We start from the raw sequence: 24,870 nt of genomic DNA on the forward strand, positions 1-24,870 counted from the left end.
TTTATGAGTCAGCAGGATGCCGCCAAAGCGCAGGCAAATACCCGCAGCAATTTGCGTGTCGTCTCTCTTTTCACCGCTGCTGCTATCGGGCTGGTAGGTGTGCTGGTGATCCTTTACGCCTGGCATCTGCCGCCGTTTACCCGCCATACCCAGTTCACTGATAATGCCTATGTGCGCGGGCAAACGACATTTATCAGTCCGCAGGTGAATGGCTACATCACCGAGGTGCCGTTGCAGGATTTCGCCCGCGTCAAAAAAGGCGATCTGATTATGCAAATTGATGACCGTATTTATCGCCAGCGCGTCCACCAGGCTCAGGCCACGCTGGCCATGAAACAGGCTGCACTGGAGAACAATCTGCAGCAACGTAAAAGCGCTGAGGCGGTTATTGCCCGCAATGAGGCGGCGCTCGCCAGCGCCAAAGCGCAGAACCTGAAATCACAGGCAGATTTAAAACGCGCCAAAGAGCTAGCCGCAGACGGCTCACTCTCTGTGCGCGAGCGCGATGCTGCGTTGGCAACAGCAGCACAAAACAGCGCCAATATTGCCCAGGCACAAGCCACGCTGGACATGTCGCGCCAGGATCTGCAAACGACGATAGTCAACCGTGCCTCGTTGCAGGCAGATGTCGAAAATGCCCGTGCGGCGTTGGAACTTGCGCAAATCGACCTGCAAAACACCCGTATCCTCGCACCGCGCGACGGCCAGTTGGGGCAAATCAGCGTTCGACTGGGGGCGTATGTCAGCGCCGGTACGCACTTAACCTCTCTGGTGCCGTCGCAACGTTGGGTGATCGCCAACCTGAAAGAGACACAACTCTACAATGTGCATATTGGCCAGCCGGTGCGTTTTACCGTCGATGCCCTTGATAACCAGGCTTTTAACGGGCGCGTACAGAGTATTTCCCCCGCTACTGGCGTAGAGTTCAGCGCGGTCAGTCCGGATAATGCTACTGGCAACTTTGTGAAAATCGCTCAGCGTATTCCGGTGCGTATTGACGTGGAAGGCAAACCGGAAGAACTGGCGCGGCTGCGCCCTGGTATGTCGGTGCAGGTCCACATTGATACGGCGGAGGCAGAGCAATGAGGCTTCGCGCCGTGGTGGCGCTGCTACCGTTAATGCTGGGAGCGTGCCAGTCTGCCGATGTGCAACGCGCAGAGCCCTCATTACAGATCCCGGCCGCCTGGCGCAGCGCTGCCGGCCCGCTTAGCGCAACCGACAGTGCCTGGTGGCGTAACTTTCATGACAATCAGCTTAATCGCTATGTTGATCAGGCATTGCGTTATAACAGCGATGTGCTGATAGCCCGCGAACGTGTTAACGAGTACCAGGCGCGGGTGTATGCCACCGACAGTGCACTGTTTCCCGAACTGGACGCCGGTTTCTCCGGCACTCGCGCCCGTGCGCAATCTGCGGCGACCGGCCTGCCAGTGCACAGCACTCTGTACAAAGGCAGCCTGACTGCCAACTGGAATGTGGATATTTGGGGAGCCAACAGTAGCGCCTCTGAGGCCGCCAGTGCGTCGCTGGCAGCACAGCAAGCTGCCGCTGCGGCTGCCGATTTGACTGTGGCGACCAACGTTGCCAGTGGTTACCTCACGTTGCTGTCATTGGATGAACAACTACGGGTGACACAAGCCACACTGAAAGCGCGTGAAGAGGCTTTACAACTCGCCCGTCGCCAGTATGAAAGCGGCTACAGTTCACGGCTGGAGTGGATGCAATCGGATTCGGAACTGCGTGCAACGCGGGCACAAATCCCGGTATTACAACACCAAATCAGCCAGCAGGAGAACGCGCTGAGCCTGTTGCTGGGCAGTAATCCTGAGGCTCTCCGGCGCGGTGAATTTTCATCGTTAACGCCGCTGCAACTGCCTGCACAGTTGCCCTCTTCTCTGCTCAACCGGCGTCCGGATATTGTGCAGGCACAGCGGCAGTTATTCGCTGCCGATGCCTCGCTTGCTGTCTCGCGGGCAAAATTACTGCCTTCACTCAACCTGACGGCGACCGGCAGCGAACAGGATCGTACGCTCTCTGGCCTGCTTGATAATCCCCTGCGGTTATGGAGCGTGGGCGGCAGTATTCTTGCGCCGCTGCTTAATCGCCAGGCGTTAAATGCGCAGGTCGATGTCGCCATGTCACAGCGCAATCAGGCGTTGTATAGCTATGAAAAAACCGTGCGCAATGGTTTTAAAGAGGTCAATGACAGTCTTGATGCCATTACCCGCCTCGGCGAACAATGGGTGGAACTTGAGGGGCAAACACAGGTCGCACAAGAGACACTGCGCATTGCGCAGAACCGTTACCGTAACGGCTACTCCTCTTATCTTGATGTGTTGGACGCCCAGAGAACGCTGTTCTCAACGCAGCTGAACGCAGTGCAAGTCAAAAATAACCTGCTCCTTGCGCAAGTGGATCTGTATCGTGCCCTGGGAGGGGGCTGGGCGGGACTGAAGTAATGTATCTTTCAACCAGGAGAGTGCTATGCAACAAAAATGGTCTGCAGTTGATGAATTCTTAGTCAGTCAGTTGATCCCCGAAGACGACACCCTGTCGCAGGTGCTGGCAAACAACCAGCGCGCGGGGTTACCCAATATTGATGTCTCCCCCGCGCAGGGGCAGTTGCTGGCGCTGTTTGTCCGCATGGTGCGGGCGAAGCGCATTCTGGAAATTGGCACGCTGGGCGGTTACAGCACCCTATGGATGGCGCGTGAGCTGCCGCCGGACGGTGAACTGCTGACGCTGGAATCAGAGCCTTTGCATGCCGCCATCGCTCGTGAAAACCTCCACTTTGCTGGCGTCGCGAACCGGGTGACCGTGGCAGAAGGCCCGGCGCTACAAACTCTGGAAAATCTGGGCGACCGTCCGCCCTTTGATCTGATTTTTATTGATGCGGATAAACCCAACAATCCTAACTACCTGAAATGGGCGCTGCATTATTCGCACCCTGGTACCCTGATTATTGGCGATAACGTGGTGCGTAACGGTGAAGTGACAAACCCGACGACGACCGATGCCAGCGTACAGGGCGTGCGAAAATTTATTGAGATGACAGGCACCGATCCGCGCCTGACCGCCACGGCTATGCAGACGGTGGGTGTCAAAGGCTGGGACGGCTTTACTCTGGCCTGGGTGAATGGCTGAGCGGTTTATATGGCCCGGTTACGGGCCATATAAACCACTGCGGCAGGCACTCCGTGCAGAGAGCGCCAGCCGGACCACGTTGCATTACGCGCTGATTTGTTCCATCGCCTGTAAAATACGCTTGTCGGAGATGGGGTATGGCGTACCCAGTTGCTGGGCAAAATAACTGACCCGCAACTCTTCAATCATCCAGCGGATCGCGGTGACGTCCTCATCGCCACGCCGCGCGGGTGGCAGTTTATTCAGCCACTGCTGCCAGGCCTGCTGCGTCTGCTCCACTTTTAACATTTGTGCCCTGTCACGGTGCGGATCGACGGCCAGTTTTTCCAGACGTTTTTCAATGGCCTGTAAATAACGCAGCGTATCCCCGAGGCGGCGGAAACCATTACCGGTGACAAAACCGCGATACACCAGCCCGTTCATCTGCGCTTTTATATCCGACAATCCCAGCGCCATAGTCATATCGACGCGGCCTTTTAACCGTTTATTGATGTTAAACACCGCCGTCAGGATCTGCTCGACCTGTTTGGCTATTTCAACCACCGTTTCGTTTAATTCCGCACGAACTTTCTCGTGAAGAGCCGCAAACTGCGCTTCCGTCCATACCGGGCCACCCGCGTCGTCAATCAGTTTATCTACACCGCAGGAGATGCAGTCATCAATAAGATCCAGCACTTTGCCGTAGGGGTTAAAGTACAACCCCAGCTTGGCTTTGTTCGGCAACTTCTCATGCAGGTATTTGATTGGGGAAGGAATATTTAACAACAATAAACGGCGGATCCCATGCCACATTGCCTGCTGCTGCTCTTGCGGGTTATCAAACAGTTTGATCGCGACGCTGTCGCGTTCGTCTACAAGTGCCGGCCAGGCTTTAACTTTGTAGTTGCCACGTTTTTGCTCATAACTTTCGGCAAGGGTGCCAAAACTCCAGATATGCAGCCCACTCTGTTCTATTCCGTCGTCGGCCACTGCGGAGAGCGTTTCCTGCACTTTGCCTTTCAGGCTCTCTTTCAGTTCGCTGAGTGAACGCCCTTCCAGCAGTTTTTTATTTTTATCATCCACCACGCGGAAGGCGATTTTCAGATGCTCCGGTACCTGATCCCAGTGCCAGTCATCGCGGTCAACCGTTACCCCTGTCATGCGGCGCAGTTCGCGCTCTAAAGCATCAAGCAGCGGCAGTTCGAGCGGAGTGACCCGGCCAAGGAAGGCTTCGGCATAGTTTGGCGCCGGAACGAAGTTGCGACGAACCGGCTTCGGAAGCGATTTGATCAGCGCGATAACCAGCTCACGGCGCAACCCGGGGATTTGCCACTCAAATCCGCTTTCATCAACCTGGTTGAGCAGCGGTAGCGGTATATGCACCGTAACGCCGTCCGCATCCCCGCCTGGTTCGAACTGATAACTCAATCGCAGCTTGAGATTGCCCTGATGCCAGAAATTAGGGTAGTCCAGCTTGCTGACACCTTCTGCCCCTTCTTTGATCAGCATGCTCTTCTCAAAATTGAGCAAGTCCGGCGTTTCGCGACTGGCTTTTTTCCACCAGCTGTCGAAATGACGTGCGGAGATCACCTCATGGCTGATGCGCTGATCGTAAAACTCAAACAGCGTTTCGTCATCGACCAGAATGTCGCGTCGGCGCGATTTATGCTCCAGCTCTTCCACTTCGGCGCGCAGCTTCAGATTGTCGCGGAAAAAGGTATGGCGCGTCTGCCAGTCACCCTCAACGAGCGCATGGCGAATAAACAGCTCACGGCATAATGCGGGGTCTTTCTGACTGTAATTGACCTTGCGCGCCGCGACGACTGGCAGCCCGTAGACGGTCACTTTTTCGGTGGCCATAACGGCACCCTGCGCACGTTCCCAGTGCGGTTCACTGTAAGAGCGTTTGATCAGGTGCTGCGCCACCGGTTCGACCCATTCAGGATCGATACGCGCGGCGATCCGCCCCCACAGGCGGCTGGTTTCAACCAGTTCAGCGACCATTGTCCACTTCGGTGGTTTTTTAAATAATCCGGAGCCGGGGAAGATGGCGAAACGGGCATTTCGCGCGCCGGTAAACTCCTGTTTATCGGCATCTTTCATGCCAATATGCGACAGCAAACCGGTCAGCAATGCGATATGGATTTCGCGGTATTCCGCAGGTTCGCTATTGACCGGAATACCCAGCTCTTTCACCACCTGACGCAGTTGGGTGTAGATATCCTGCCATTCGCGCACACGCAGATAGTTCAAATAATCCACACGGCACTGACGACGGAACTGATTTGATGAGAGCGCTTTTTGCTGTTCGCCAAGGTAGTTCCATAAATTCACAAACGCCAGGAAGTCCGATTCTTTATCGTGGAAACGCTGATGTTTCTCATCTGACGCCTGCTTTTTGTCCAGCGGGCGTTCACGCGGATCCTGGATGGACAGCGCGGAGGTGATGATCATCGCCTCACGCACGCAGCCATGTTTTTGTGCTTCAAGCACCATGCGCGCAAGTCGCGGGTCCACCGGTAATTGCGACAACTGACGGCCCAGCGGCGTCAGTTTATACGCAGTTTGCTGCTCGTCGGTGGTAATCGCACCCAGTTCTTCCAGCAGACGCACGCCATCCTGGATATTGCGTTTATCCGGCGCTTCGACAAACGGGAAGGCAGCAATATCCCCCAGCCCCAGTGCTGTCATCTGCAAAATGACCGACGCGAGGTTAGTACGTAAAATTTCCGGATCGGTGAACTCGGGGCGCGACAGGAAATCGTCCTCGGAATAGAGGCGAATACAGATCCCTTCAGATACACGGCCGCAGCGCCCCTTGCGCTGGTTGGCAGAAGCCTGGGAAACCGGCTCAATCGGTAAACGCTGCACTTTGGTGCGATAGCTGTACCGACTGATACGCGCCGTGCCGGGGTCGATGACATATTTGATCCCCGGTACCGTGAGCGACGTTTCCGCCACGTTGGTTGCCAGCACAATACGCCGCCCGCTGTGCGGCTGGAAAACCCGGTTCTGCTCGCTGTTGGAGAGGCGCGCATAGAGCGGCAAAATTTCCGTATGACGCAAATCGCGTTTACTGAGTGCATCGGCGGTATCGCGGATTTCGCGCTCACCGCTCATAAAAATCAGGATGTCGCCCGCACTCTCGCGCCCCAGTTCATCAACCGCATCAAAAATTGCCTGCAGTTGATCGCGTTCGGTATCGTCAGCCTCTTCCACAATCGGGCGGTAGCGTACGTCAACCGGGTAGGTTCGCCCGGAGACTTCGATAATCGGCGCGTTGTTAAAATGGCGCGAAAAACGCTGCGGATCGATAGTCGCCGAGGTGATGATCACTTTCAGATCCGGGCGTTTGGGCAGCAATTCGCGCAGGTAACCGAGCAGGAAATCAATGTTCAGACTGCGTTCGTGCGCTTCATCGATAATTATCGTGTCGTACTGCATCAGCAGCCGATCCTGCTGGATTTCCGCCAGCAAAATCCCGTCGGTCATCAGTTTGACCATGGTGTTATCGCTAACGTGGTCGCTGAAACGCACTTTATAACCGATACAGCCGCCGGGTTCGGTTTTCAACTCTTCGGCAATGCGATTCGCCACTGTGCGCGCCGCCAGACGGCGCGGCTGTGTATGACCAATCACACCTTTTATGCCGCGCCCCAGTTCCATACAGATTTTCGGCAACTGTGTGGTTTTACCGGAGCCCGTTTCGCCCGCCACAATCACCACCTGGTGATCGCGCACAGCGTCGAGTATCGCCTGTTTCTTCTGGCTGACGGGCAGGTTTTCAGGGTAATCAATGGCCGGACGCGCCGCTTCACGCAGCTGAACTTTTTCAGCCGCCCCGGCGATCTCCTGGCTGAGCTGCAGCAGCAGCGCCTGTTGAGATTCAGGATTTTTAACTTTCTTGCTGCCCTGAAGCCGGCGGGCGAAACGTTGCCTGTCACGCAGCATCAGGGTGTCGAGTTGTTGATAGAGATCGGTAAGCGTTACTTTATGTTGTTCTGTCATAGCATTACTGGGCAGCGCACTGCCGGAAAACGTCTTAAGTTCTTAATCGCGATAGAATACCACATCGCGACATGGCTTTTCTTGTTCAAGAAATTCGAACATAGGATTCGATATATTGCGCTATCTACCGGCGCGGTTTGTGAATAGAGTGTCATGAAGAAACGGGGCGACCCACATCAAAACAACAAAGGAACCACCCAATGAGCAAAGTATTAGTGCTTAAATCCAGTATTTTGGCAGGGTATTCACAATCTGGTCAGTTGGCAGATTATTTCGTTGCACAATGGCAGGCAAAACACCCGGCCGATCAGATCACCGTGCGTGACCTGGCTGCCGATCCAATCCCGGTTCTGGATGGTGAACTCGTTGGCGCTCTGCGTCCGAGCGATGCGCCGTTGACCCCGCGTCAACAGGAAGCGCTGACATTGTCCGACACGCTGATCGCTGAACTGCAAGCCCATGATGTGATTGTGATTAACGCGCCAATGTACAACTTCAACATCCCCACTCAACTGAAGAATTACTTTGACCTGGTTGCCCGCGCTGGCGTCACGTTCCGTTACACCGAAGCAGGCCCGGAAGGTCTGGTGAAAGGCAAACGTGTGGTGATCGTGTCCAGCCGTGGCGGCATCCATAAAGATACCCCGTCTGACCTGGTGGCACCGTACCTGAAACTGTTCCTCGGTTTTATCGGCATCACGGATGTGAATTTCGTCTTCGCTGAAGGCATTGCTTACGGTCCGGAAGTGGCGACCAAAGCGCAGAATGACGCAAAAGCCGCTATCGACAGCCTGGTAGCAGCCTGAGTTCTTCCCTCCCACCGTTTGGTGGGAGGGATATTCCCTTCCCGCTTCGCTATTTCTTCAGCCATTTACCGTTGATGCCCTGCACATATTCCCCCGGTTTCGCCCGTTCAACCAGTTTTTGCCCGGCCATTTTTGCCACGTCATCCACCGCGATGTTGTTACGATCCGCCAGTTGCTGATAGCTGTCGGTACGGGCTTTGTTAATTCTCTCGACCAGCGCTAGCGTCTCTTTATCTTTACTCAGGGCGGCGACATAGCCGGTTAACGTTTCGCCCACGCGCCCCTGACTGCGCGCTTCATCGAGTGTTAGCGCCTGAGCGGTTGCGCTAAGCAGACTCATCGCCAGCAGTGCCATTACGACTCTCTTTTTCATGTTGGCCTCAGAACAGATCGCTGCGCGATTTCAGCAGGGTTTCAACGTCTTTATCCACTTTGATATGGATCTCATGTTCGATCTTGACGTTCATATTGATGGTGATCGGCTCTTTCGGCGCAGCCACTTCGATGCGCGGCGTGCAGCCCACCAACAAGGTTGTCAGTACCATGCCCGGCACCGCTATCAGGGTTTTCATTTATTATCCTCACACTCTTCGCCCTTGGCGCAGCGGGCATCCGGTAGCGCCGCATTTTGCTCAAGCCATGACTGCAAATTGTCGCCAAAACGTAAACTACGCCACAACGTGAAGACGTTCTCTTCATGGGTATAGTTCAAATTCACGGTACTGCTCTTGCCATCCACAAAACTGGTGCCGCGAATAGCCGCCTGCATTTTTAATACGCCCAGATTATCTAAATCCAGCTTTGTCCATGAGCGGGAAATTTCCATATAGCGTAGCCAGTTAATGGCTGCGCCAGCGGCCATGTTGTCCTTCACCACTGCGTCAGCAGTATCCTTATCAATGCGCAGCGTCATCGGGCCTGGGTTATGCAACCAGCCATCTTTAATAATCCACTGAGGATTATCCAGCCACAGCGGCAGTGCGCCGTCGAACGGCCCGGAAAGGGCGAATTGCTTCGGGTTGACCGCGCTGATCAGTTCGCTGGCGGAAATATGATGAATACGTAACAGGGCGGGATCGTGCTGCGGCATCCGCAATTGCTGCAACGTGACTTTCCCGCCCAGCACATCAACGCTGACATCGCTTAAAATCAGCGGATTTTCTTCGCTCCACGGCCAGGCACCTTGCAAATCTGCGGTGATATTTTTGGCCGTTACCTGATTGGCAATTTCGCCGATACGCAGCGATACCGGCCGACGCGTGCCAAGTTGCCATGTTGCATCGCGATAGCGAAACGGCAGCACAAAATCGACGCCGCTGATCTGGTTATCCGGTGTCCAGACGCTGCCGCCCTTCAGCACGCCGTGGCCGCCCGCCTCGAACCCCTGCCCGGCTGCTGCTGAAAACGCCACCTGTGCATTAAGTGACCCCTCAAGCAGCTTCATTTTCCAGTCTGTCGGGATCAGGGGTTGAAAGACGGTAAGCGACTGGCGCGGCCACCACGCCTGCCCCCGCAGTCGCTCCCCATCCCAGCGACCATTGACCTGAACCGGGCCTATCGTGTCGGCGCGTAAACTGCCTTTAAACTGAAATACCGTTGGGTCGCTGCCATTGACGCTGAATTTGAGGGTCGATGGCGGTAGCGAGCTGCCGCCGCTAAAGGTCGTCTGCCCGGCGTCCAGTGTGAGCGCGCCCGTAAAAGTAGGACTGTCATCGTCGCGGACCCAGTGTACCGGCGCATCCAGCACCAGCCGGGGAGAGTCCATGCGCATACTGCCATATTGCAGTTGATCGAAACCGGTGGAAAGTTCCGTCAGTGTAATGGCGTTGTCCTGCCATTCGCCTCGCCCGGCAACGTCCCAGCGCGCATTCATGGGTGTGAAGTGACCATCGCCCCAGTAACGCCAGCGCCAGTTGCCCGCATCCGGTAAAAAATCCTGCGCCTGACCATCAAGATGCAGGCTGAAATCGCCCATTGCGTTTTGATGGGCACGAAGAATAGCCTGCAAGCGCCCGTCAATACCGCGCTGGGTAAGCCGCACGCCCGCCAGCGGCCAGCGGACTTCATCAATATTGAGTGAGTCGATCACCCGCCCGCGCGAACGCAGCAGCGCGCCTGGGGTAAAAGCCAGTTGCGGATCGTTAAGGCTACCACTGAGATGTGCCGGTAATACCGCGTAAAAAACCAGATCGCCCTGCTTTGCTTCCCCCGTCAATTGTAGAGGCATGGCACTGTTGTCCATGCTGAGGCGTCCTGGGCCAATAGTGAGCACAGCATTCGCTTTACCCGCGTCGCCCTGCGTCAGGACGTTTAACCTGCCACTGAGCGAGGCGTTCTCCAACCCCTGCTGCCAGTCGGTGATTTTCAACCCGACGCGACCGCTCAGAGGGAAGCCTTCATAAGGCCAGTTCCAGCGACCATCGCTAATAGTGAGTTGCCCCCGGGTCAGTTGCCAGGGCAGATCCAGTAACGGATCACTGCCGTCGCGCGCCATGACCACCAATTGCCCTTCGTTATCCCGCCATTCGGCATCGACATCGACCAGGCCCGGTTGCTGCGGCAAGGTCAATGTACTTTGCAGATGCCCATTGAGCGGTATGTTGCCTGGTATCTCTGGCAGCATGAACTCGCCGCCCAGCGTCAGCGGCGGCTGGTCATCGAACAGACGCAATGCCACACGGCTGACCGTCAGCGCCTGGCCTTGCAGGCCCGCCGTCAGTTCCACGCGATCGCCCGAGTAGTGCAGCGTCTGCTGGTGCGGTGCAAGCGCCAGTTGTAATTTCCCCTCCCAGGTTTGCCAGGGGGAAAACGTCAGGCGGTCTACCGTCAGCCAGGTGTAAGGCAGCATCGCCTGCCACTGCGTGAGTGTACGCGGCGCAGCAGTGTCGGCATCAGAGGACGGCAGTTTGTTCAGGCAGAGGGTATCGATGTCCAGCGAGCCGATATGCAACTGCCAGCGGCTGGGATGGGTCAGCGTCGCATCCTGCATCACAGCCAGCTGGCAATCACCCGCCAGATAGCGCAAATCCGGAATGATGAATCCATGCCGCGTGAGGCGCGGGCTGGATTCCATCGCAATGCGCGTGCCCGCCGGCAGCCAGATCCCTGCCAGGGTAGGTACCCAGTACGCCAGGGTCAGCAGCAGCGTCAGCGGCAGCAAAATAAACAGTAAAACCAGTGCGATGGCGGCTTTGTATATACCCTTCATGGGTAGTTAATATCCTGATTATGCCTATGATTTAGCCGATTATGGCAGTTATTGTGGCACGTATAGTCTGCCCTTTGAAGCCGCACATAGTCTTAATCATAGATGGATTGTTGCATTTTCAGTAATGCAGGCAGATAGTGCCTGCGTATCACTTATTTATGGATTTTTACTATGTTTACAAAAGCTTCATTGATCCGCGGCTGGTTTGTCGGCGCGACCGTTTTTACCTGTTTCAGCCTCGGCAGTTATGTGGGTGAACAGTACTGTTACGGATCGAAAATCCCCTGGATTATCAGTGTATTTATCGCATTCTTCATTTGCTGGGGCGCCCGAAGCTCGCTCAAACATCTCCGTTAATAATGACGCCCGTTCAGCAGGTATACTGGATTGGGAAACATTCATCATGTTCATGATTATCAATAACCTTTGAAGGTTTACATAATAATTTTAAAGCGTGATAATATGAGCAGAAAATCATTGGAGAAAGTCTTATGAAACTCGCGGTGTATAGCACAAAGCAATACGATAAGAAGTATTTGCAGCATGTTAACAAAGAATATGGCTACGAGCTTGAATTTTTCGACTTTCTGCTGACGGAGAGGACCGCCAAAACCGCCAATGGCTGTGATGGCGTGTGTATCTTTGTTAATGACGACGGTAGCCGCCCAGTACTCGAAGAGCTGAAAAAGCATGGCGTGAAGTTTATCGCCCTGCGCTGTGCGGGGTTTAACAACGTGGATTTGGATGCGGCGAAGGAGCTGGGATTGCGCGTAGTGCGCGTTCCCGCCTACTCGCCAGAAGCGGTCGCCGAACATGCCATTGGCATGATGATGGCGCTGAATCGTCGTATCCATCGTGCCTATCAGCGTACCCGTGACGCCAACTTCTCGCTCGAAGGTCTGACTGGCTTTACTATGTTCGGTAAAACCGCTGGGGTGATTGGCACCGGCAAAATTGGCGTTGCGGCGCTGCGAATTTTAAAAGGGTTCGGAATGCGTTTACTGGCCTTCGATCCCTATCCAAGTGCCGCGGCTCTGGAGCTGGGCGTGGAGTATGTCGATCTGCAGACGCTGTTCTCAGAATCTGACGTTATCTCCCTGCACTGCCCGTTGACGCCGGAAAACTTCCATTTGCTGAACCATTCCGCGTTTGAGCAGATGAAAGATGGTGTGATGATCATCAACACCAGCCGTGGCGGCCTGATCGATTCGCAAGCCGCCATTGAAGCGTTGAAAACACAGAAGATCGGCGCGTTGGGCATGGATGTGTACGAAAATGAGCGCGATCTGTTCTTTGAAGACAAGTCGAACGATGTGATTCAGGATGATGTGTTCCGTCGTCTGTCTGCCTGCCATAACGTGCTGTTTACCGGTCACCAGGCGTTTTTAACCGCTGAAGCGTTGATCAGTATTTCGGAAACCACGCTGGAAAACCTGCGTCAGTTACGCGACGGTGACGCGTGCGCGAACGCGCTGGTCTGAGCCTGATTCCCCTCTGCGGAGGGGAATGCGTTTCAGATAATCCCCGATGACACCCAGGCCTCGCCTGATAAACTCCCCCCGTTTTTTAATGGAATCGACCTTAGAGGAAGAGATGAAAAAGATTGTGACTTTAGTTGCCTTGAGCGTTGTACTTGCCGGTTGCGTCAGTTCACGCAGCAACACCCTGAAACCTGAGCAGCTGGAAAACCAGCGTTTTGTGCTGGAAAGCGTCAATGGACAGGCACTGCAGTTAACCGGGCAGCAGCCAGAAATCAGCTTTGATAGCGACCTGCGCGTTGCAGGAAAAATGTGTAACGGTTTTACTGGCCAGGGCAAACTTTCTGGCGGCGCGTTGACCGTGAAACATATGGGAATGACGATGATGCTGTGCGCCGAGCCGCAGCGTAACGCGCTGGATCACACCATTAATGAGATGCTGAGCAACGGCGCGCAGGTCGATCTTACCGACGATCAGCTGACGCTGGCGACCGCCGATCAGACGTTAGTTTACAAACGCGCGAAAAAAGCTTAATAGCTGCCGCAACTTCCGGTGGCAAGCGACTGTTCGGTACAGCGTTTGCCATTGGGTAAAGCGCACATACCCATCATTGAACCATCAAGCTGACGGGCAACGGAGAGGGAGCCGCCGATCATGGCGCAATTCGCCTGTCCACCGCTGGACATCGCTGCTTTCAGCCCCGGCGCAACGTGCGCGGCAGTGGCCTGTTGAACCGGTTCATTATTACTGCATGCTGATAACATCAGCGCGGCACATCCTACCCAAAAAGCAGCTCGCATTCCTCTTCCCCTCACCCTAAATGGCACTAGCGCTAAATAACGCGAAACCCATGCATAATAGGCAGCGCAGCGCAATACGTCGAGAGCTGAAACACCTCTTTATGCGACACAGCAACATTTTCTTGCGCTTTACTGACGCCAGTCCCACTCTGAAAATCGCAATTCATTGATTACCGTTATGTCTGAGGACACAAAAGCGAAAATTGCTCCGCAGGCGCTTTGCTAAAATAGAGAGATAATTACAAGGCTCGTAGCAGTCTTATGGGTCTCTACTTTTGAGCAATGTAAGGGTTTTCTATGATCACGATTGACGGTAATGGTGCGGTTGCCTCAGTGGCATTTCGTACCAGTGAAGTTATCGCCATATACCCGATTACCCCAAGTTCGACGATGGCGGAGCAGGCAGACGTCTGGGCTGGCAACGGCCTGAAAAACGTCTGGGGTGATGTTCCCCGCGTGGTGGAGATGCAGTCCGAAGCCGGTGCTATCGCCACTGTACATGGCGCGTTGCAGACCGGCGCCCTCTCCACTTCTTTTACCTCATCGCAGGGCTTGCTGCTGATGATCCCAACGCTGTACAAGCTGGCCGGTCAATTGACCCCGTTTGTTCTGCATGTCGCTGCCCGTACGGTGGCCACGCACGCCTTATCCATTTTTGGCGACCATTCGGATGTGATGGCGGTACGCCAGACTGGTTGTGCCATGCTGGCCGCCAGCAGTGTGCAGGAAGCACAGGACTTTGCGCTGATATCGCACATTGCGACGTTGAAAAGCCGGGTACCTTTTATTCATTTCTTTGATGGGTTCCGCACTTCACATGAAATCAATAAAATTGTGCCGCTGGCAGATGACACGATCCGCGAGTTACTGCCGCAGCCGGAGATTGACGCGCATCGCGCCCGGGCTCTTAACCCGGAACACCCGGTGATCCGGGGCACCTCAGCCAACCCGGATACTTACTTCCAGTCCCGCGAAGCCACTAACCCGTGGTACAACGCCGTTTACGATCACGTTGAACAGGCGATGAACGATTTTGCCGCAGCTACCGGGCGCCAATACCGCCCGTTCGAGTATTACGGTCATCCGCAGGCGGATCGCGTCATAGTATTGATGGGTTCCGCCATCGGTACCTGCGAAGAAGTGGTAGATGAATTACTCACGCGAGGCGAAAAAGTCGGTGTGCTGAAAGTCCGTCTTTACCGCCCCTTCAGTGCGGCGCATCTGCTCTCGGTACTGCCGGAAAGCGCGCGTACTGTTGCAGTACTGGATCGCACCAAAGAGCCGGGCGCTCAGGCAGAACCGCTCTATCTGGATGTGATGACCGCATTGGCGGAAGCGTTTAATCATGGCAAACGCGAAACCTTGCCCCGAGTGATTGGTGGGCGTTATGGGTTGTCTTCCAAAGAATTTGGCCCGGAATGCGTGCTGGCGGTTTTTAATGAATTACGCGCTGAAAAAGCCAGGCCCCGTTTTACTGTCGGTATTTACGATGACGTAACCCATCTTTCGCTACCGCTACCGGAAAACACCCTGCCATCTCGCGCCAAACTGGAAGCACTCTTTTACGGCCTGGGCAGCGACGGTAGCGTCTCGGCAACCAAGAACAACATCAAGATCATCGGTAATGCAACCCCGTGGTACGCGCAGGGCTATTTTGTCTATGACTCGAAGAAAGCCGGGGGGCTGACCGTATCGCATTTACGGGTTAGCGAGCAGCCGATTAATTCGGCCTATCTGATATCTCAGGCGGATTTCGTTGGCTGCCATCAGTTGCAGTTTATCGACAAATACCAAATGGCTGAACGCCTGAAACCTGGCGGCATCTTCCTCCTCAACACCCCTTACAGTGCCGATGAGGTATGGTCGCGCCTGCCACAGGAAGTCCAGGCGGTGCTGAACCAGAAAAAAGCCCGCTTCTACGTGATTAACGCGGCGAAAATCGCCCGTGAATGCGGGCTGGGCGCGCGTATCAATACCGTAATGCAGATGGCGTTCTTCCATCTTACTCAGGTCTTACCCGGCGAGAGCGCGCTGGTAGCGCTGCAAGGTGCTATCGCCAAAAGTTACAGCAGTAAAGGCCAGGAGTTGGTTGAGCGCAACTGGCAGGCGCTCGCGCTCGCGCGAGAGTCGTTATTCAACGTTCCGCTGGCGGAGGTAAATACCAACAGCGCGCATCGCCCGCCAGTGGTTGCCGACGCCGCCCCGGATTTTGTCAAGACGGTAACGGCGGCCATGTTAGCAGGGCTGGGCGATGCGCTGCCCGTCTCTGCACTACCGCCAGATGGAACGTGGCCCGTTGGCACCACCCGATGGGAAAAACGCAACATCGCCGAAGAAATCCCGATCTGGAAAGAGACGTTGTGCACCCAGTGTAATCACTGTGTTGCTGCCTGCCCGCATTCAGCCATTCGCGCGAAAGTGGTATCGCCAGACGCGATGGCAAGCGCGCCGGGCAGTCTGCATTCGCTGGATGTGAAATCCCGCGATATGCGCGGGCAAAAATACGTGTTGCAGGTCGCGCCGGAAGATTGCACCGGCTGTAATCTGTGCGTGGAAGTGTGTCCGGCAAAAGATCGCCAGAACCCGGAAATTAAGGCGATCAATATGATGTCGCGCCTTGAGCACGTTGAGGAGGAGAAAACGAATTATGATTTCTTCCTCTCGCTGCCGGAAATCGATCGCAGCGCGCTGGAGCGCATTGATATCCGTACCTCGCAACTGATTACGCCGTTGTTTGAGTACTCCGGGGCTTGCTCCGGCTGTGGCGAAACACCCTACATTAAACTGCTTACGCAGTTGTACGGTGACCGCATGATGATTGCGAACGCGACGGGGTGTTCGTCGATCTACGGCGGTAACCTCCCTTCCACACCTTATACTACAGATGGCAATGGCCGCGGTCCGGCATGGGCGAACTCACTGTTTGAAGATAACGCTGAGTTTGGTTTAGGGTTCCGTCTCAGTGTGGATCAGCATCGCCTGCGCGTTATGCGACTGGTGGATGCGTTTGCTGAACACATTCCGGCATCGCTGCTTGAGGCGCTGCATGCGGATGCTACCCCAGAAGCGCGACGTGAGCAGGTTGCGCAGTTACGCCAGGCTCTGGCGACAGTGGACGGTGCGCAGCAACTGCTGACCGATGCCGATGCGCTGGTCGAGAAATCGATCTGGCTGATTGGTGGCGATGGCTGGGCGTACGATATCGGTTTTGGCGGTCTGGATCATGTGATGAGCCTGACAGAGAACGTCAATATTCTGGTGCTCGATACCCAGTGCTACTCAAATACCGGCGGCCAGGCATCGAAAGCTACCCCGCTGGGCGCAGTGACCAAGTTTGGGGAGCACGGTAAACGTAAAGCGCGGAAAGATCTCGGCGTCAGCATGATGATGTACGGGCATGTCTATGTGGCGCAAATTTCGCTGGGGGCGCAGCTTAACCAGACAGTTAAGGCTATCCAGGAAGCGGAAGCGTACCCGGGACCGTCGCTGATCATTGCCTACAGCCCCTGCGAAGAACACGGCTACGATTTAGCGCTAAGCCACGATCAGATGCGCCAGCTCACCGCTACCGGATTCTGGCCGCTGTACCGCTACGACCCGCGTCGCGAAGAGGAAGGCAAAATTCCGCTGGCGCTGGACTCTCGTTCGCCGTCTGATGCGCTGGCGGAGACACTGCTCAATGAGCAACGCTTCCGCCGACTGAATGCGCAGCAGCCGGATGTGGCCGAACAGCTGTGGAAAGATGCCGCAGCGGATCTGCAAAAACGCTACGATTTCCTCGCCCAACTGGCGGGAAAAGCGGAGAAAAGCCAGGCAGAGTAATTGCCTTGCGTAAAAAGCCACCGGTCAGCCACGGTGGCTTTTTTAACGCACGTATTTCGCATGACAGCGCCGGTAAGCTGACTGATAATCCTCCTTCCGGCCGTTTATCAGGAGCGATCATCATGCTTCATCATCCCGTTACATCGTCACGTATTGCTTCTGTGGGTTACGACACGCTGAGCCGCGTGCTGGAAATTCGTTTTCACGACCGAAGCATTTATCAGTATCACGGCGTTCCGGAGCGGATTTTTTCCGTTTTTTTAACCGTTGTCTCCAAAGGCCGTTTTTATGATGGCGTGGTGAAAGACAAATTCCCGGAAAGAAAAGTCGCCTGAATCGCTGTCAGATGAGCGCAAAACGCACCATGATGAGCAACGCCGCGCGGCTGTTTTCGTTACGCTGTCTCCATGATCAATGGGATGTTATGAAAACAGAGTAAGGAACAGGATGAAACACAGCACACACTGGCAGGTCCCCGCCATTCAACGCCAGCAACTGGGTAATCTGAGCGTTACCATCATCAGTGACGGCTATCTTGAAGGATCGTTCTCGAACCTGAATGGCATTGACGCCCACCGCGCCGAAAGCGTGCTGGCAGATAATGGCGTCTCTTGTCTGCCGCGAATGAATATTAACGTTTGCGTGATTGAGTACGCCGGTCGCACCATTTTGATCGACAGCGGCACTGGTGCGAATGACGGTGCCAGCGGTCAGTTACAGGACGCACTCGCAGCCGCAGGCATTGATCCCTTGCAAATTGATACCCTTCTGCTGACGCACGCCCACCCGGACCATATTGGCGGCGTTGCTGATGCCGCGCAAAAGTCGCTTTTTGCGAATGTGCAGCAACTGTGGGTACATGAAAAAGAACTCGCCTTCTGGCGTGATGAAAATGTGTACACCCGCGGTACAGAGCACTTCAAACGCTTAAGTCGTATTGCTTGCCATGCGTTTAATACCTGGGACGACAGACTGGTGACCTTCCGGCAGGAGGACATATTGCCGGGGATCCAGGCCGTGCCCCTGTTTGGTCATACGCCAGGCCATTGCGGTTTTTTGCTGGGGAATGAGCGAGCGTCTCTACTTATCTGGGGAGATATCGTCCATTTCCCGCATATTCAGATAACGCATCCTGAGGTTTCCGTTTCATACGATTTTGATCCTGCACAGGCTGCGAAAACACGTCTCGCTCTGCTCGATCGGGTGTCCGCTGATAACCTCTCTGTGTGCGGTATGCACTTTAACCTGCCGTCAACGGCCAGCATCACCCGGCGCGGGAACGGATATGCGCTGCACTATGCGATGTAAGCCGCCGCGATGTAAGCCTCCTGCAAGAAGGTATTAATGACAATTTCTGCTGTACAGGAAAACGCGAGCACCACCGAAGAAATACTGGATGGACTGCTGTCACTGATCCGCGCCGGGAAGGCTTTCCCCTGTTGTTGCCTGCAGGCCACTCAGACCTGGCAAGTGAATCAATTTGAAGTGGAAGGCGCAACGCTCGCTTTTCCTTTGCGCGGCCATTTTCGCTGTCGTGAAGCGGGTGAGGCATTTTACGCCTCACCCGGCGAAATGCTGGTGCTGCCTAACGCCCGCAGTATCGCTATCGAATGTGAACCCGATGGCGACAGCGGTGAGTTTGTGGCGTTAAGCGTACTTTTTGCTGAAGAGCAACTCGAAGCTGCCAGGTTGCTGCTTGGCGTGTTGCCGCCCGCCGATCCCGGAAAAATGGTTTCAGAGCCAATCGGCCAGTTCATTGCGCCACTGTCGCGCTGGTCCGACGCACTGCGCGCCGGTCACCGGACGCTGGCGCTCCATGCCATGCTCGAAGTGTTGCTCATGTTATACGAAATGGGACATCACAGCCTGTTACGCATTCAGCCACCCGGCATAGCGATGACCATTCGCAAAATGGTGAGCCGCGATCCAGCACATCACTGGTGTACCGGGGAGATTGAAGAACGGCTTAATATCAGTGGCGCGACCCTGCGCCGACGCCTGGCAGCAGAAAATACCACCCTCAGCGCCGTGATTACGGATGCGCGTATTGCCGATGCGTTACAGTTACTCATGACAACACGGATCCCGATTAAATCCATCGCTGCGCGCGTGGGTTATACGTCGGTCGCCAGCTTCAGCCGACAGTTTAGCAAGCGCTATGGGGCAGAACCGTCGGTATTTCGCCAGACAGCAATCGCGATATAATCCTGCCTCCGGGGCAAATCATTGCTACAATCCAGCCCTAATAGCGTATGTCTGCCAGCGGTGCCGTACCGGTTGGCGCTAAAAACCTGAATTGAGCCTTTTTCATGTCGCAAAATCAAGAAGTTAGCAAAAAAGAACAATACAACCTGAACAAACTGCAAAAGCGCCTGCGCCGTAATGTCGGCGAAGCGATTGCCGATTTCAATATGATTGAAGAAGGCGATCGCATTATGGTCTGCCTCTCCGGCGGGAAAGACAGCTATACCATGCTGGAGATCCTGCGCAATCTGCAACAGAGTGCGCCGGTGAATTTTTCGCTGGTTGCCGTTAACCTCGACCAGAAACAACCTGGTTTCCCGGAACATATTCTGCCGCAGTATCTCGATTCGCTCGGTGTGGAATATAAGATTGTGGAAGAAAACACTTACGGCATCGTTAAAGAGAAAATCCCGGAAGGCAAAACAACCTGCTCACTGTGCTCTCGTTTACGCCGTGGGATCCTTTATCGCACCGCGACTGAACTGGGTGCGACCAAAATCGCGCTCGGTCATCACCGCGACGATATCCTGCAAACGCTGTTTCTGAATATGTTCTACGGCGGAAAAATGAAAGGCATGCCGCCAAAGCTGATGAGCGACGATGGCAAGCACATTGTCATTCGCCCGCTGGCCTATTGCCGTGAAAAAGACATTGAGCGCTTTTCTGAAGCGAAAGGCTTCCCGATCATTCCGTGTAATTTGTGTGGCTCGCAACCTAACCTGCAACGCCAGGTCATTGCCGACATGCTTCGCGACTGGGATAAACGCTATCCGGGCCGTATTGAAACCATGTTCAGCGCCATGCAGAATGTGGTGCCGTCGCATCTGAGCGATATTAACCTGTTTGACTTTAAAGGCATCACTCATGGCTCTGAAGTGGTCGACGGCGGTGATTTGGCGTTTGATCGCGAAGAGATCCCGCTGCAACCTGCTGGCTGGCAGCCAGAAGAGGATGAGACGCCGCTGGATGCTCTGCGTCTCAATGTTGTCGAAGTGAAGTAAATTCCCGCCTCTCTGATAATGCATCAGAGAGGCTTATTTCTATTTCAGTAAACGCACGCGGCAAGCTTTGCCTTTAATTTTCCCGTTCTGTAACTGCTTCCATACCTGACGCGCCACATTCTGACGAACCGCCACATAAACATGCGCAGGGTGGACAGTGATTTTACCAATGTCTTCGCCGTTAAACCCCATTTCGCCAGTCAGTGCGCCCAGCACGTCACCCGGTCGCATTTTCGCTTTTTTTCCGCCGTCAATGCACAGCGTGGCCATTTCGGCTTCCAGCGCAATGAGTTTGACATTCGCGGGCGCGGACAGCCAGTTCAGCGTCAGTTGCAGCATTTCGCTCAGGATATTAGCGCGCTGTGCTTCTTCTGGTGCCACCAGACTGATAGCCAGGCCGCTGTTGCCGGCGCGCGCTGTACGGCCAATACGGTGCACGTGTACTTCCGGATCCCATGCCAGCTCGTAATTCACAACAAGCTCCAGCGATTTGATATCCAGCCCACGCGCAGCAACGTCAGTGGCGACCAGCACACGTGCACTCCCATTTGCAAAACGCACCAGCGTCTGGTCGCGATCGCGTTGTTCCAGATCGCCATGCAGCGCCAGCGCATCCTGCCCGGCGGCTTTCAGCGCATCGCACACGTCCTGACAATCTTTTTTGGTATTGCAAAACACCACGCAGGAAGCCGGACGATGTTCACTCAGCAATTTTTGCAGCAGCGCGATTTTCCCGCCGCGCGAGACTTCAAAAAAGTGCTGGTCGACGGCAGGCAGCGCATCCACGGTGTCGATCTCAATCGTTTGCGGATCACGCTGTACGCGACCACTTATAGCGGCAATGGCTTCTGGCCAGGTGGCAGAAAAGAGCAGCGTCTGCCGTGACGCGGGAGCAAAACGGATCACCTCGTCAATGGCGTCGCTAAAGCCCATGTCCAGCATCCGATCGGCTTCATCCATCACCAGCGTTTGCAGGTTCTCCAGTGATACCGTGCTTTTTTGCAGATGATCCAGCAGACGCCCCGGCGTGGCGACAATAATGTGCGGAGCATGTTGCAGCGAATCGCGCTGTGCACCGAAAGGTTGCCCGCCACATAATGTCAGCACCTTAATGTTGGGCATAAAACGGGCCAGTCGGCGCAGTTCACTGGCAACCTGATCGGCCAGTTCACGCGTCGGACAAAGTACCAGAGACTGAGTCTGAAAACGGCTGGCGTCAATGTGCTGCAATAAACCGAGGCCAAACGCTGCCGTTTTACCGCTCCCGGTTTTCGCCTGCACGCGGACATCCTTACCGGCGAGAATAGCGGGCAGCGCGGCAGCCTGTACGGGCGTCATGGTGAGATAGCCCAGTTCGTTAAGGTTAGCGATCTGGGCTGCGGGCAGAGCGGACAAGGTGGTAAAAGCGGTCACAATATTTTCTCGCGATAAAAAGGCTGACGTTCAGCAGGCGCGTATCCTCTCAGATCTGCCCGGCTAACGCGACAATTTAATCGGTTCTTCATCCGGCGGCGGGTCCGGCAATGGCTGCGGACGGGGGATCGGATCGGGCACAGGCACCGGGTCGACCGGAACCGGGTCTGGGGGTAAAGAACCGACAGGAATGAACAAAGTGAGAGCGGACATGTTGACCTCCATAATCATGAGACACACCTTAAAGGTAGAAGCTCACGGCGCAGAGGCAAAAAAAAGCCGACTCATTAAGTCGGCGTCGTACGAATCAATTGTGCTATGCAGTAATTCAAAAAAGGAAGTAAGACAATATGGAGCGCAACGCCCATCGCTTGACGTTGCATTCACCTGCGAGAGAAATATTGCCCTGAATAGGTATGTCATATATTGACCTGGCGCAAGTTAGATGGCGTTTTTATGTTCATTTTTTGTTAAAAACGTTAAATTTTACAGCCAGTTACTGCGCCGCAACCACCAGGTAACACCACCGATCAACACAACCAACATCAGGCAAAAAATCGAGAAGCCAAGGTGCCATCCACCGCCTGGGATCCCGCCCAGATTCACGCCGAATAAACCGGTTAAAAAGGTACTGGGCAAAAAAACCATCGCCATTAGCGACATGGTGTAAGTGCGACGTGCGAGAGATTCCTGCATCACCTGGGTGATCTCGTCGGTCATGACTGCCGTTCGGGCAATACAGGCATCGATTTCATCCAGCCCGCGTCCCAGCCGTTCAGCGATATCTTTCATACGGCGACGCTGATCATCGCTCATCCATGGTAACCGTTCACTGGCGAGACGGGCGAACACATCGCGCTGGGGCGCCATATAACGGCGCATAACGATCAATTGTTTACGCAGCAAAGCCAGAATTCCGCGCGGCGGAATTTGCTGATCGAGCAGGTCATCTTCGAGATCGATAATCCGGTCATGTAACGATTCAATAAACTCACTAGCGTGATCGGTCAATGCATCGCAAACGTCGACCAGCCAGCCACCACAATCGACCGGCCCTGTACCCTCTTCCAGTTCGCTCACCACATCATCAAGCGCCAGCACTTTGCGCTGACGCGTGGAAACGATCATCCGCTCATCCATATAGAGGCGCACAGCAACCAGTTGATCTGGCCGTTCATCGGTACTGCCGTTAATACAGCGCAGCGTGATCAGCGTGCCCTCACCCATCCGGCTCACTCTGGGCCGCAAACTTTCCCCCGACAAGGCATTACGCACAGTGTTCGGCAACACCGGTGTCGACGCCAGCCACTGGGCACTTTCCGCATTGGTATAGTTTAAATGCACCCAGCACGGCGTTTGCGCCGTGATCACATCACTGTCTTCCAGCGGTTTGACGCCGCCTTTACCATCCAGCAGCCATGCAAAGACCGCATCCGGGACTTTCACATCCGTTCCTGTTAGCGCTTCCACAGCCCCTCCACAATCAGCCTGTCATTGTTGTCAGTCTAGCTATGCCGGGGCGTTAAGCAATCATCACGCTGAATTTATTAACAAATTTTTGCACAAAACAAAAAGCCCGGTTTCCCGGGCCGTATGAAATGGCCTGTGTTCAGAAGGAGTGCCAGTAACCCTCCTGGCTGCCCAGCGCCGGAGCGGTTGCCAGCCGTGCGCTGCGTTTGTCTGCGACTGCATTCGTTGCAGGACGATTCGCGACGGTATCCCCTGCAATGCGGAATTTTCCGGTGCGTTTTTGCAACTCCTCCACCTGGTGCTGCAGCGTATCCGACGAGCCGGCAAGCTCATCCACCATTGTTACGTTGCTCTGCGTTACTTGTTCCAGCTCCGCCAGCGCCAGGGTGATTTGCGAAATGCCTTTTTCCTGCTCAAGGGTTGTGACGGCAATCTCATCCATCAGTTTGCTGACGACCGTCGCGCCGGATACGATGTCATGCATATTTTGCTCTGCCTCGCCGACCACCGTCGCCCCCTGGGTGACGTTACTAGTGGTCACAGCAATCAGTGTCTTAATGTTTTTTGCTGCTTCGGCGCTGCGGTGCGCCAGTGTACGAACTTCGCCCGCCACCACCGAGAATCCTTTGCCGTGATCCCCTGCGCGCGCAGCTTCAACCGCCGCGTTGAGCGCCAGAATATTGGTCTGGAAAGCAATGCCATCAATAATTGAGATGATTTCTGTCATCTGATCGGCGCAGTCAGTGATGGACTGCATATTCTTCGCCACCTGCCCCATTAAATTCCCGCCCTTCATCGCACAGGAGGAGGCATCTTTCGCACGGGTACTGGCGAGCCGGGTATTGTCGGCGTTATTTTTGGTGCTCGATGCCATCTGTTCCATACTGGAGGCGGTTTGCACCAGTGCCGCGGACTGCTGTTCAGTTTTCACTGACAGATCGGCACTTCGTGCCGCAAGCTGGGCCGACAGTTCCAGTGCAGAGTCAGATGAGGAACGGATTTCTTTAACCAGATGCGCAATACTATTAGCCAGGCTGTTAATGCCAGGAATCAGGCGACCGGCGCAGTTATTACCAAATTCCGGAATAGTAATTGAGAGATTTCCGGAGGTTACCTCTTCAATACTTTTTTTCACAGTGTTAATCGGCGTGACTAAATAATGCGTCATATATAACCAGAGACACCCTAACGCTGAGAGTGAAATCACGCTATGGGCAATAATAAGTGCGCTATTTTTTGAGATAAAGATCACTAACCCTTCCATGATAATAAACGCAACCAACATGAAAGAAATAATAAAGGTTCGAACGCTAATATTCTTTAACATAATGACACCAACGAAAACGCCACGGAGGGATATGATCCTTATAGCATCAGCATTGTATGTTTACACGACTAAAATGACAAGCCCTAGTTTTTGATGTTATATAACAACAAAAAATAAAATAGCAGAATAAAATTCTGGATAATAAATTTATCATGGTATTGAGCGATAC

Annotated in this window: 21 protein-coding genes; 12 read left to right on the forward strand and 9 right to left on the reverse strand. The window is 54.5% G+C overall.

Translation table 11 applies throughout. The features are described from left to right. The first annotated feature begins 3 nt into the window (after positions 1–3). The 3 genes from RTX30_RS02850 to RTX30_RS02860 are packed head-to-tail and all read left to right on the forward strand — an operon-like array spanning position 4 to position 3,144. Positions 4–1,086: an HlyD family secretion protein gene (locus tag RTX30_RS02850; protein ID WP_312686607.1), complete on the forward strand. Its 1,083-nt coding sequence runs from the start codon at positions 4–6 to the stop codon at positions 1,084–1,086. Continuing rightward, on the forward strand, positions 1,083–2,459 hold the full coding sequence (locus tag RTX30_RS02855) for an efflux transporter outer membrane subunit (protein WP_312686608.1): 1,377 nt from the start codon (positions 1,083–1,085) through the stop codon (positions 2,457–2,459). The genes RTX30_RS02850 and RTX30_RS02855 overlap by 4 nt, the downstream gene beginning before the upstream one ends. Before the next feature lie 25 nt (positions 2,460–2,484). Then, positions 2,485–3,144 carry an O-methyltransferase gene (locus tag RTX30_RS02860; RefSeq protein ID WP_312686610.1) on the forward strand — a complete coding sequence of 220 codons (660 nt, stop codon included), beginning with the start codon at positions 2,485–2,487 and terminating at the stop codon, positions 3,142–3,144. A gap of 84 nt (positions 3,145–3,228) precedes the next feature. On the opposite strand, the gene hrpA is transcribed toward RTX30_RS02860, so the two are convergent. After that, entirely contained in the window at positions 3,229–7,131 is a 3,903-nt protein-coding gene (gene hrpA / locus RTX30_RS02865) for an ATP-dependent RNA helicase HrpA (protein ID WP_312686611.1), read from the reverse strand. A 200-nt stretch (positions 7,132–7,331) separates the two neighbouring features. Here hrpA and azoR point away from each other — a divergent pair, with 200 nt between their 5' ends. Beyond that, complete coding sequence (azoR, locus tag RTX30_RS02870; RefSeq protein ID WP_312686613.1) at positions 7,332–7,937, forward strand: FMN-dependent NADH-azoreductase; 606 nt, start codon at positions 7,332–7,334, stop codon at positions 7,935–7,937. A gap of 49 nt (positions 7,938–7,986) precedes the next feature. On the opposite strand, the gene RTX30_RS02875 is transcribed toward azoR, so the two are convergent. From RTX30_RS02875 to RTX30_RS02885, 3 genes are read right to left on the reverse strand one after another with little or no spacing between them, the layout of a single operon-like run. Beyond that, a complete protein-coding gene (locus tag RTX30_RS02875; RefSeq protein WP_312686614.1) occupies positions 7,987–8,310 on the reverse strand; it encodes a YdbL family protein in 324 nt (107 codons plus the stop codon). Positions 8,311–8,317: 7 nt separating this feature from the next. Beyond that, complete coding sequence (locus tag RTX30_RS02880) at positions 8,318–8,509, reverse strand: YnbE family lipoprotein (protein ID WP_312686616.1); 192 nt, start codon at positions 8,507–8,509, stop codon at positions 8,318–8,320. Further along, positions 8,506–11,145, reverse strand: a complete 2,640-nt coding sequence (locus RTX30_RS02885; RefSeq protein ID WP_312686618.1) for a YdbH family protein — start codon at positions 11,143–11,145, stop codon at positions 8,506–8,508. The genes RTX30_RS02880 and RTX30_RS02885 overlap by 4 nt, the downstream gene beginning before the upstream one ends. Positions 11,146–11,316: 171 nt before the next feature. Between RTX30_RS02885 and RTX30_RS02890 the strand changes: the two genes are divergently transcribed. The 3 genes from RTX30_RS02890 to hslJ all read left to right on the forward strand — a co-directional run bounded on the left by RTX30_RS02890 (position 11,317) and on the right by hslJ (position 13,158). After that, positions 11,317–11,502 carry a hypothetical protein gene (locus RTX30_RS02890; RefSeq protein ID WP_312686620.1) on the forward strand — a complete coding sequence of 62 codons (186 nt, stop codon included), beginning with the start codon at positions 11,317–11,319 and terminating at the stop codon, positions 11,500–11,502. Positions 11,503–11,636: 134 nt separating this feature from the next. Continuing rightward, entirely contained in the window at positions 11,637–12,626 is a 990-nt protein-coding gene (locus tag RTX30_RS02895) for a 2-hydroxyacid dehydrogenase (protein ID WP_312686622.1), read from the forward strand. Between the two features lie 112 nt (positions 12,627–12,738). Further along, positions 12,739–13,158 carry a heat shock protein HslJ gene (hslJ, locus tag RTX30_RS02900; protein ID WP_312686624.1) on the forward strand — a complete coding sequence of 140 codons (420 nt, stop codon included), beginning with the start codon at positions 12,739–12,741 and terminating at the stop codon, positions 13,156–13,158. Here the strand turns inward: hslJ and RTX30_RS02905 are convergent. Beyond that, positions 13,155–13,424: a DUF333 domain-containing protein gene (locus RTX30_RS02905; RefSeq protein ID WP_312686626.1), complete on the reverse strand. Its 270-nt coding sequence runs from the start codon at positions 13,422–13,424 to the stop codon at positions 13,155–13,157. The genes hslJ and RTX30_RS02905 overlap by 4 nt on opposite strands. A 297-nt stretch (positions 13,425–13,721) precedes the next feature. On the opposite strand from RTX30_RS02905, the gene nifJ reads away from it, so the two are divergent. From nifJ to ttcA, 5 genes are all read left to right on the forward strand, one after another. After that, the gene (gene nifJ / locus RTX30_RS02910) at positions 13,722–17,246 is read left to right on the forward strand and encodes a pyruvate:ferredoxin (flavodoxin) oxidoreductase (protein WP_312686628.1); all 3,525 of its coding nucleotides are present in this window, start codon (positions 13,722–13,724) and stop codon (positions 17,244–17,246) included. 122 nt (positions 17,247–17,368) lie between these two features. Then, the gene (locus RTX30_RS02915; protein WP_312686630.1) at positions 17,369–17,581 is read left to right on the forward strand and encodes a KTSC domain-containing protein; all 213 of its coding nucleotides are present in this window, start codon (positions 17,369–17,371) and stop codon (positions 17,579–17,581) included. 112 nt (positions 17,582–17,693) lie between these two features. Beyond that, positions 17,694–18,554, forward strand: a complete 861-nt coding sequence (locus tag RTX30_RS02920) for an MBL fold metallo-hydrolase (RefSeq protein WP_312686633.1) — start codon at positions 17,694–17,696, stop codon at positions 18,552–18,554. Positions 18,555–18,590: 36 nt separating this feature from the next. Next, positions 18,591–19,451, forward strand: coding sequence for a helix-turn-helix transcriptional regulator (locus RTX30_RS02925; RefSeq protein WP_312686636.1), 861 nt, complete (start codon positions 18,591–18,593; stop codon positions 19,449–19,451). A 104-nt stretch (positions 19,452–19,555) separates the two neighbouring features. Further along, positions 19,556–20,491: a tRNA 2-thiocytidine(32) synthetase TtcA gene (gene ttcA / locus RTX30_RS02930; protein WP_312686638.1), complete on the forward strand. Its 936-nt coding sequence runs from the start codon at positions 19,556–19,558 to the stop codon at positions 20,489–20,491. A gap of 39 nt (positions 20,492–20,530) precedes the next feature. On the opposite strand, the gene dbpA is transcribed toward ttcA, so the two are convergent. The 4 genes from dbpA to RTX30_RS02950 all read right to left on the reverse strand — a co-directional run bounded on the left by dbpA (position 20,531) and on the right by RTX30_RS02950 (position 24,701). Further along, positions 20,531–21,904: an ATP-dependent RNA helicase DbpA gene (gene dbpA, locus RTX30_RS02935; protein ID WP_312686640.1), complete on the reverse strand. Its 1,374-nt coding sequence runs from the start codon at positions 21,902–21,904 to the stop codon at positions 20,531–20,533. A 63-nt stretch (positions 21,905–21,967) separates the two neighbouring features. Beyond that, positions 21,968–22,117 carry a hypothetical protein gene (locus RTX30_RS02940; RefSeq protein WP_312686641.1) on the reverse strand — a complete coding sequence of 50 codons (150 nt, stop codon included), beginning with the start codon at positions 22,115–22,117 and terminating at the stop codon, positions 21,968–21,970. Between the two features lie 273 nt (positions 22,118–22,390). Then, the gene (gene zntB / locus RTX30_RS02945; protein WP_312686643.1) at positions 22,391–23,374 is read right to left on the reverse strand and encodes a zinc transporter ZntB; all 984 of its coding nucleotides are present in this window, start codon (positions 23,372–23,374) and stop codon (positions 22,391–22,393) included. 139 nt (positions 23,375–23,513) lie between these two features. Continuing rightward, positions 23,514–24,701 carry a methyl-accepting chemotaxis protein gene (locus tag RTX30_RS02950; RefSeq protein WP_312686644.1) on the reverse strand — a complete coding sequence of 396 codons (1,188 nt, stop codon included), beginning with the start codon at positions 24,699–24,701 and terminating at the stop codon, positions 23,514–23,516. Positions 24,702–24,870: the final 169 nt, after the last annotated feature.

Source organism: Kosakonia sp. (assembly GCF_032052965.1).
Lineage (GTDB): Bacteria > Pseudomonadota > Gammaproteobacteria > Enterobacterales > Enterobacteriaceae > Kosakonia.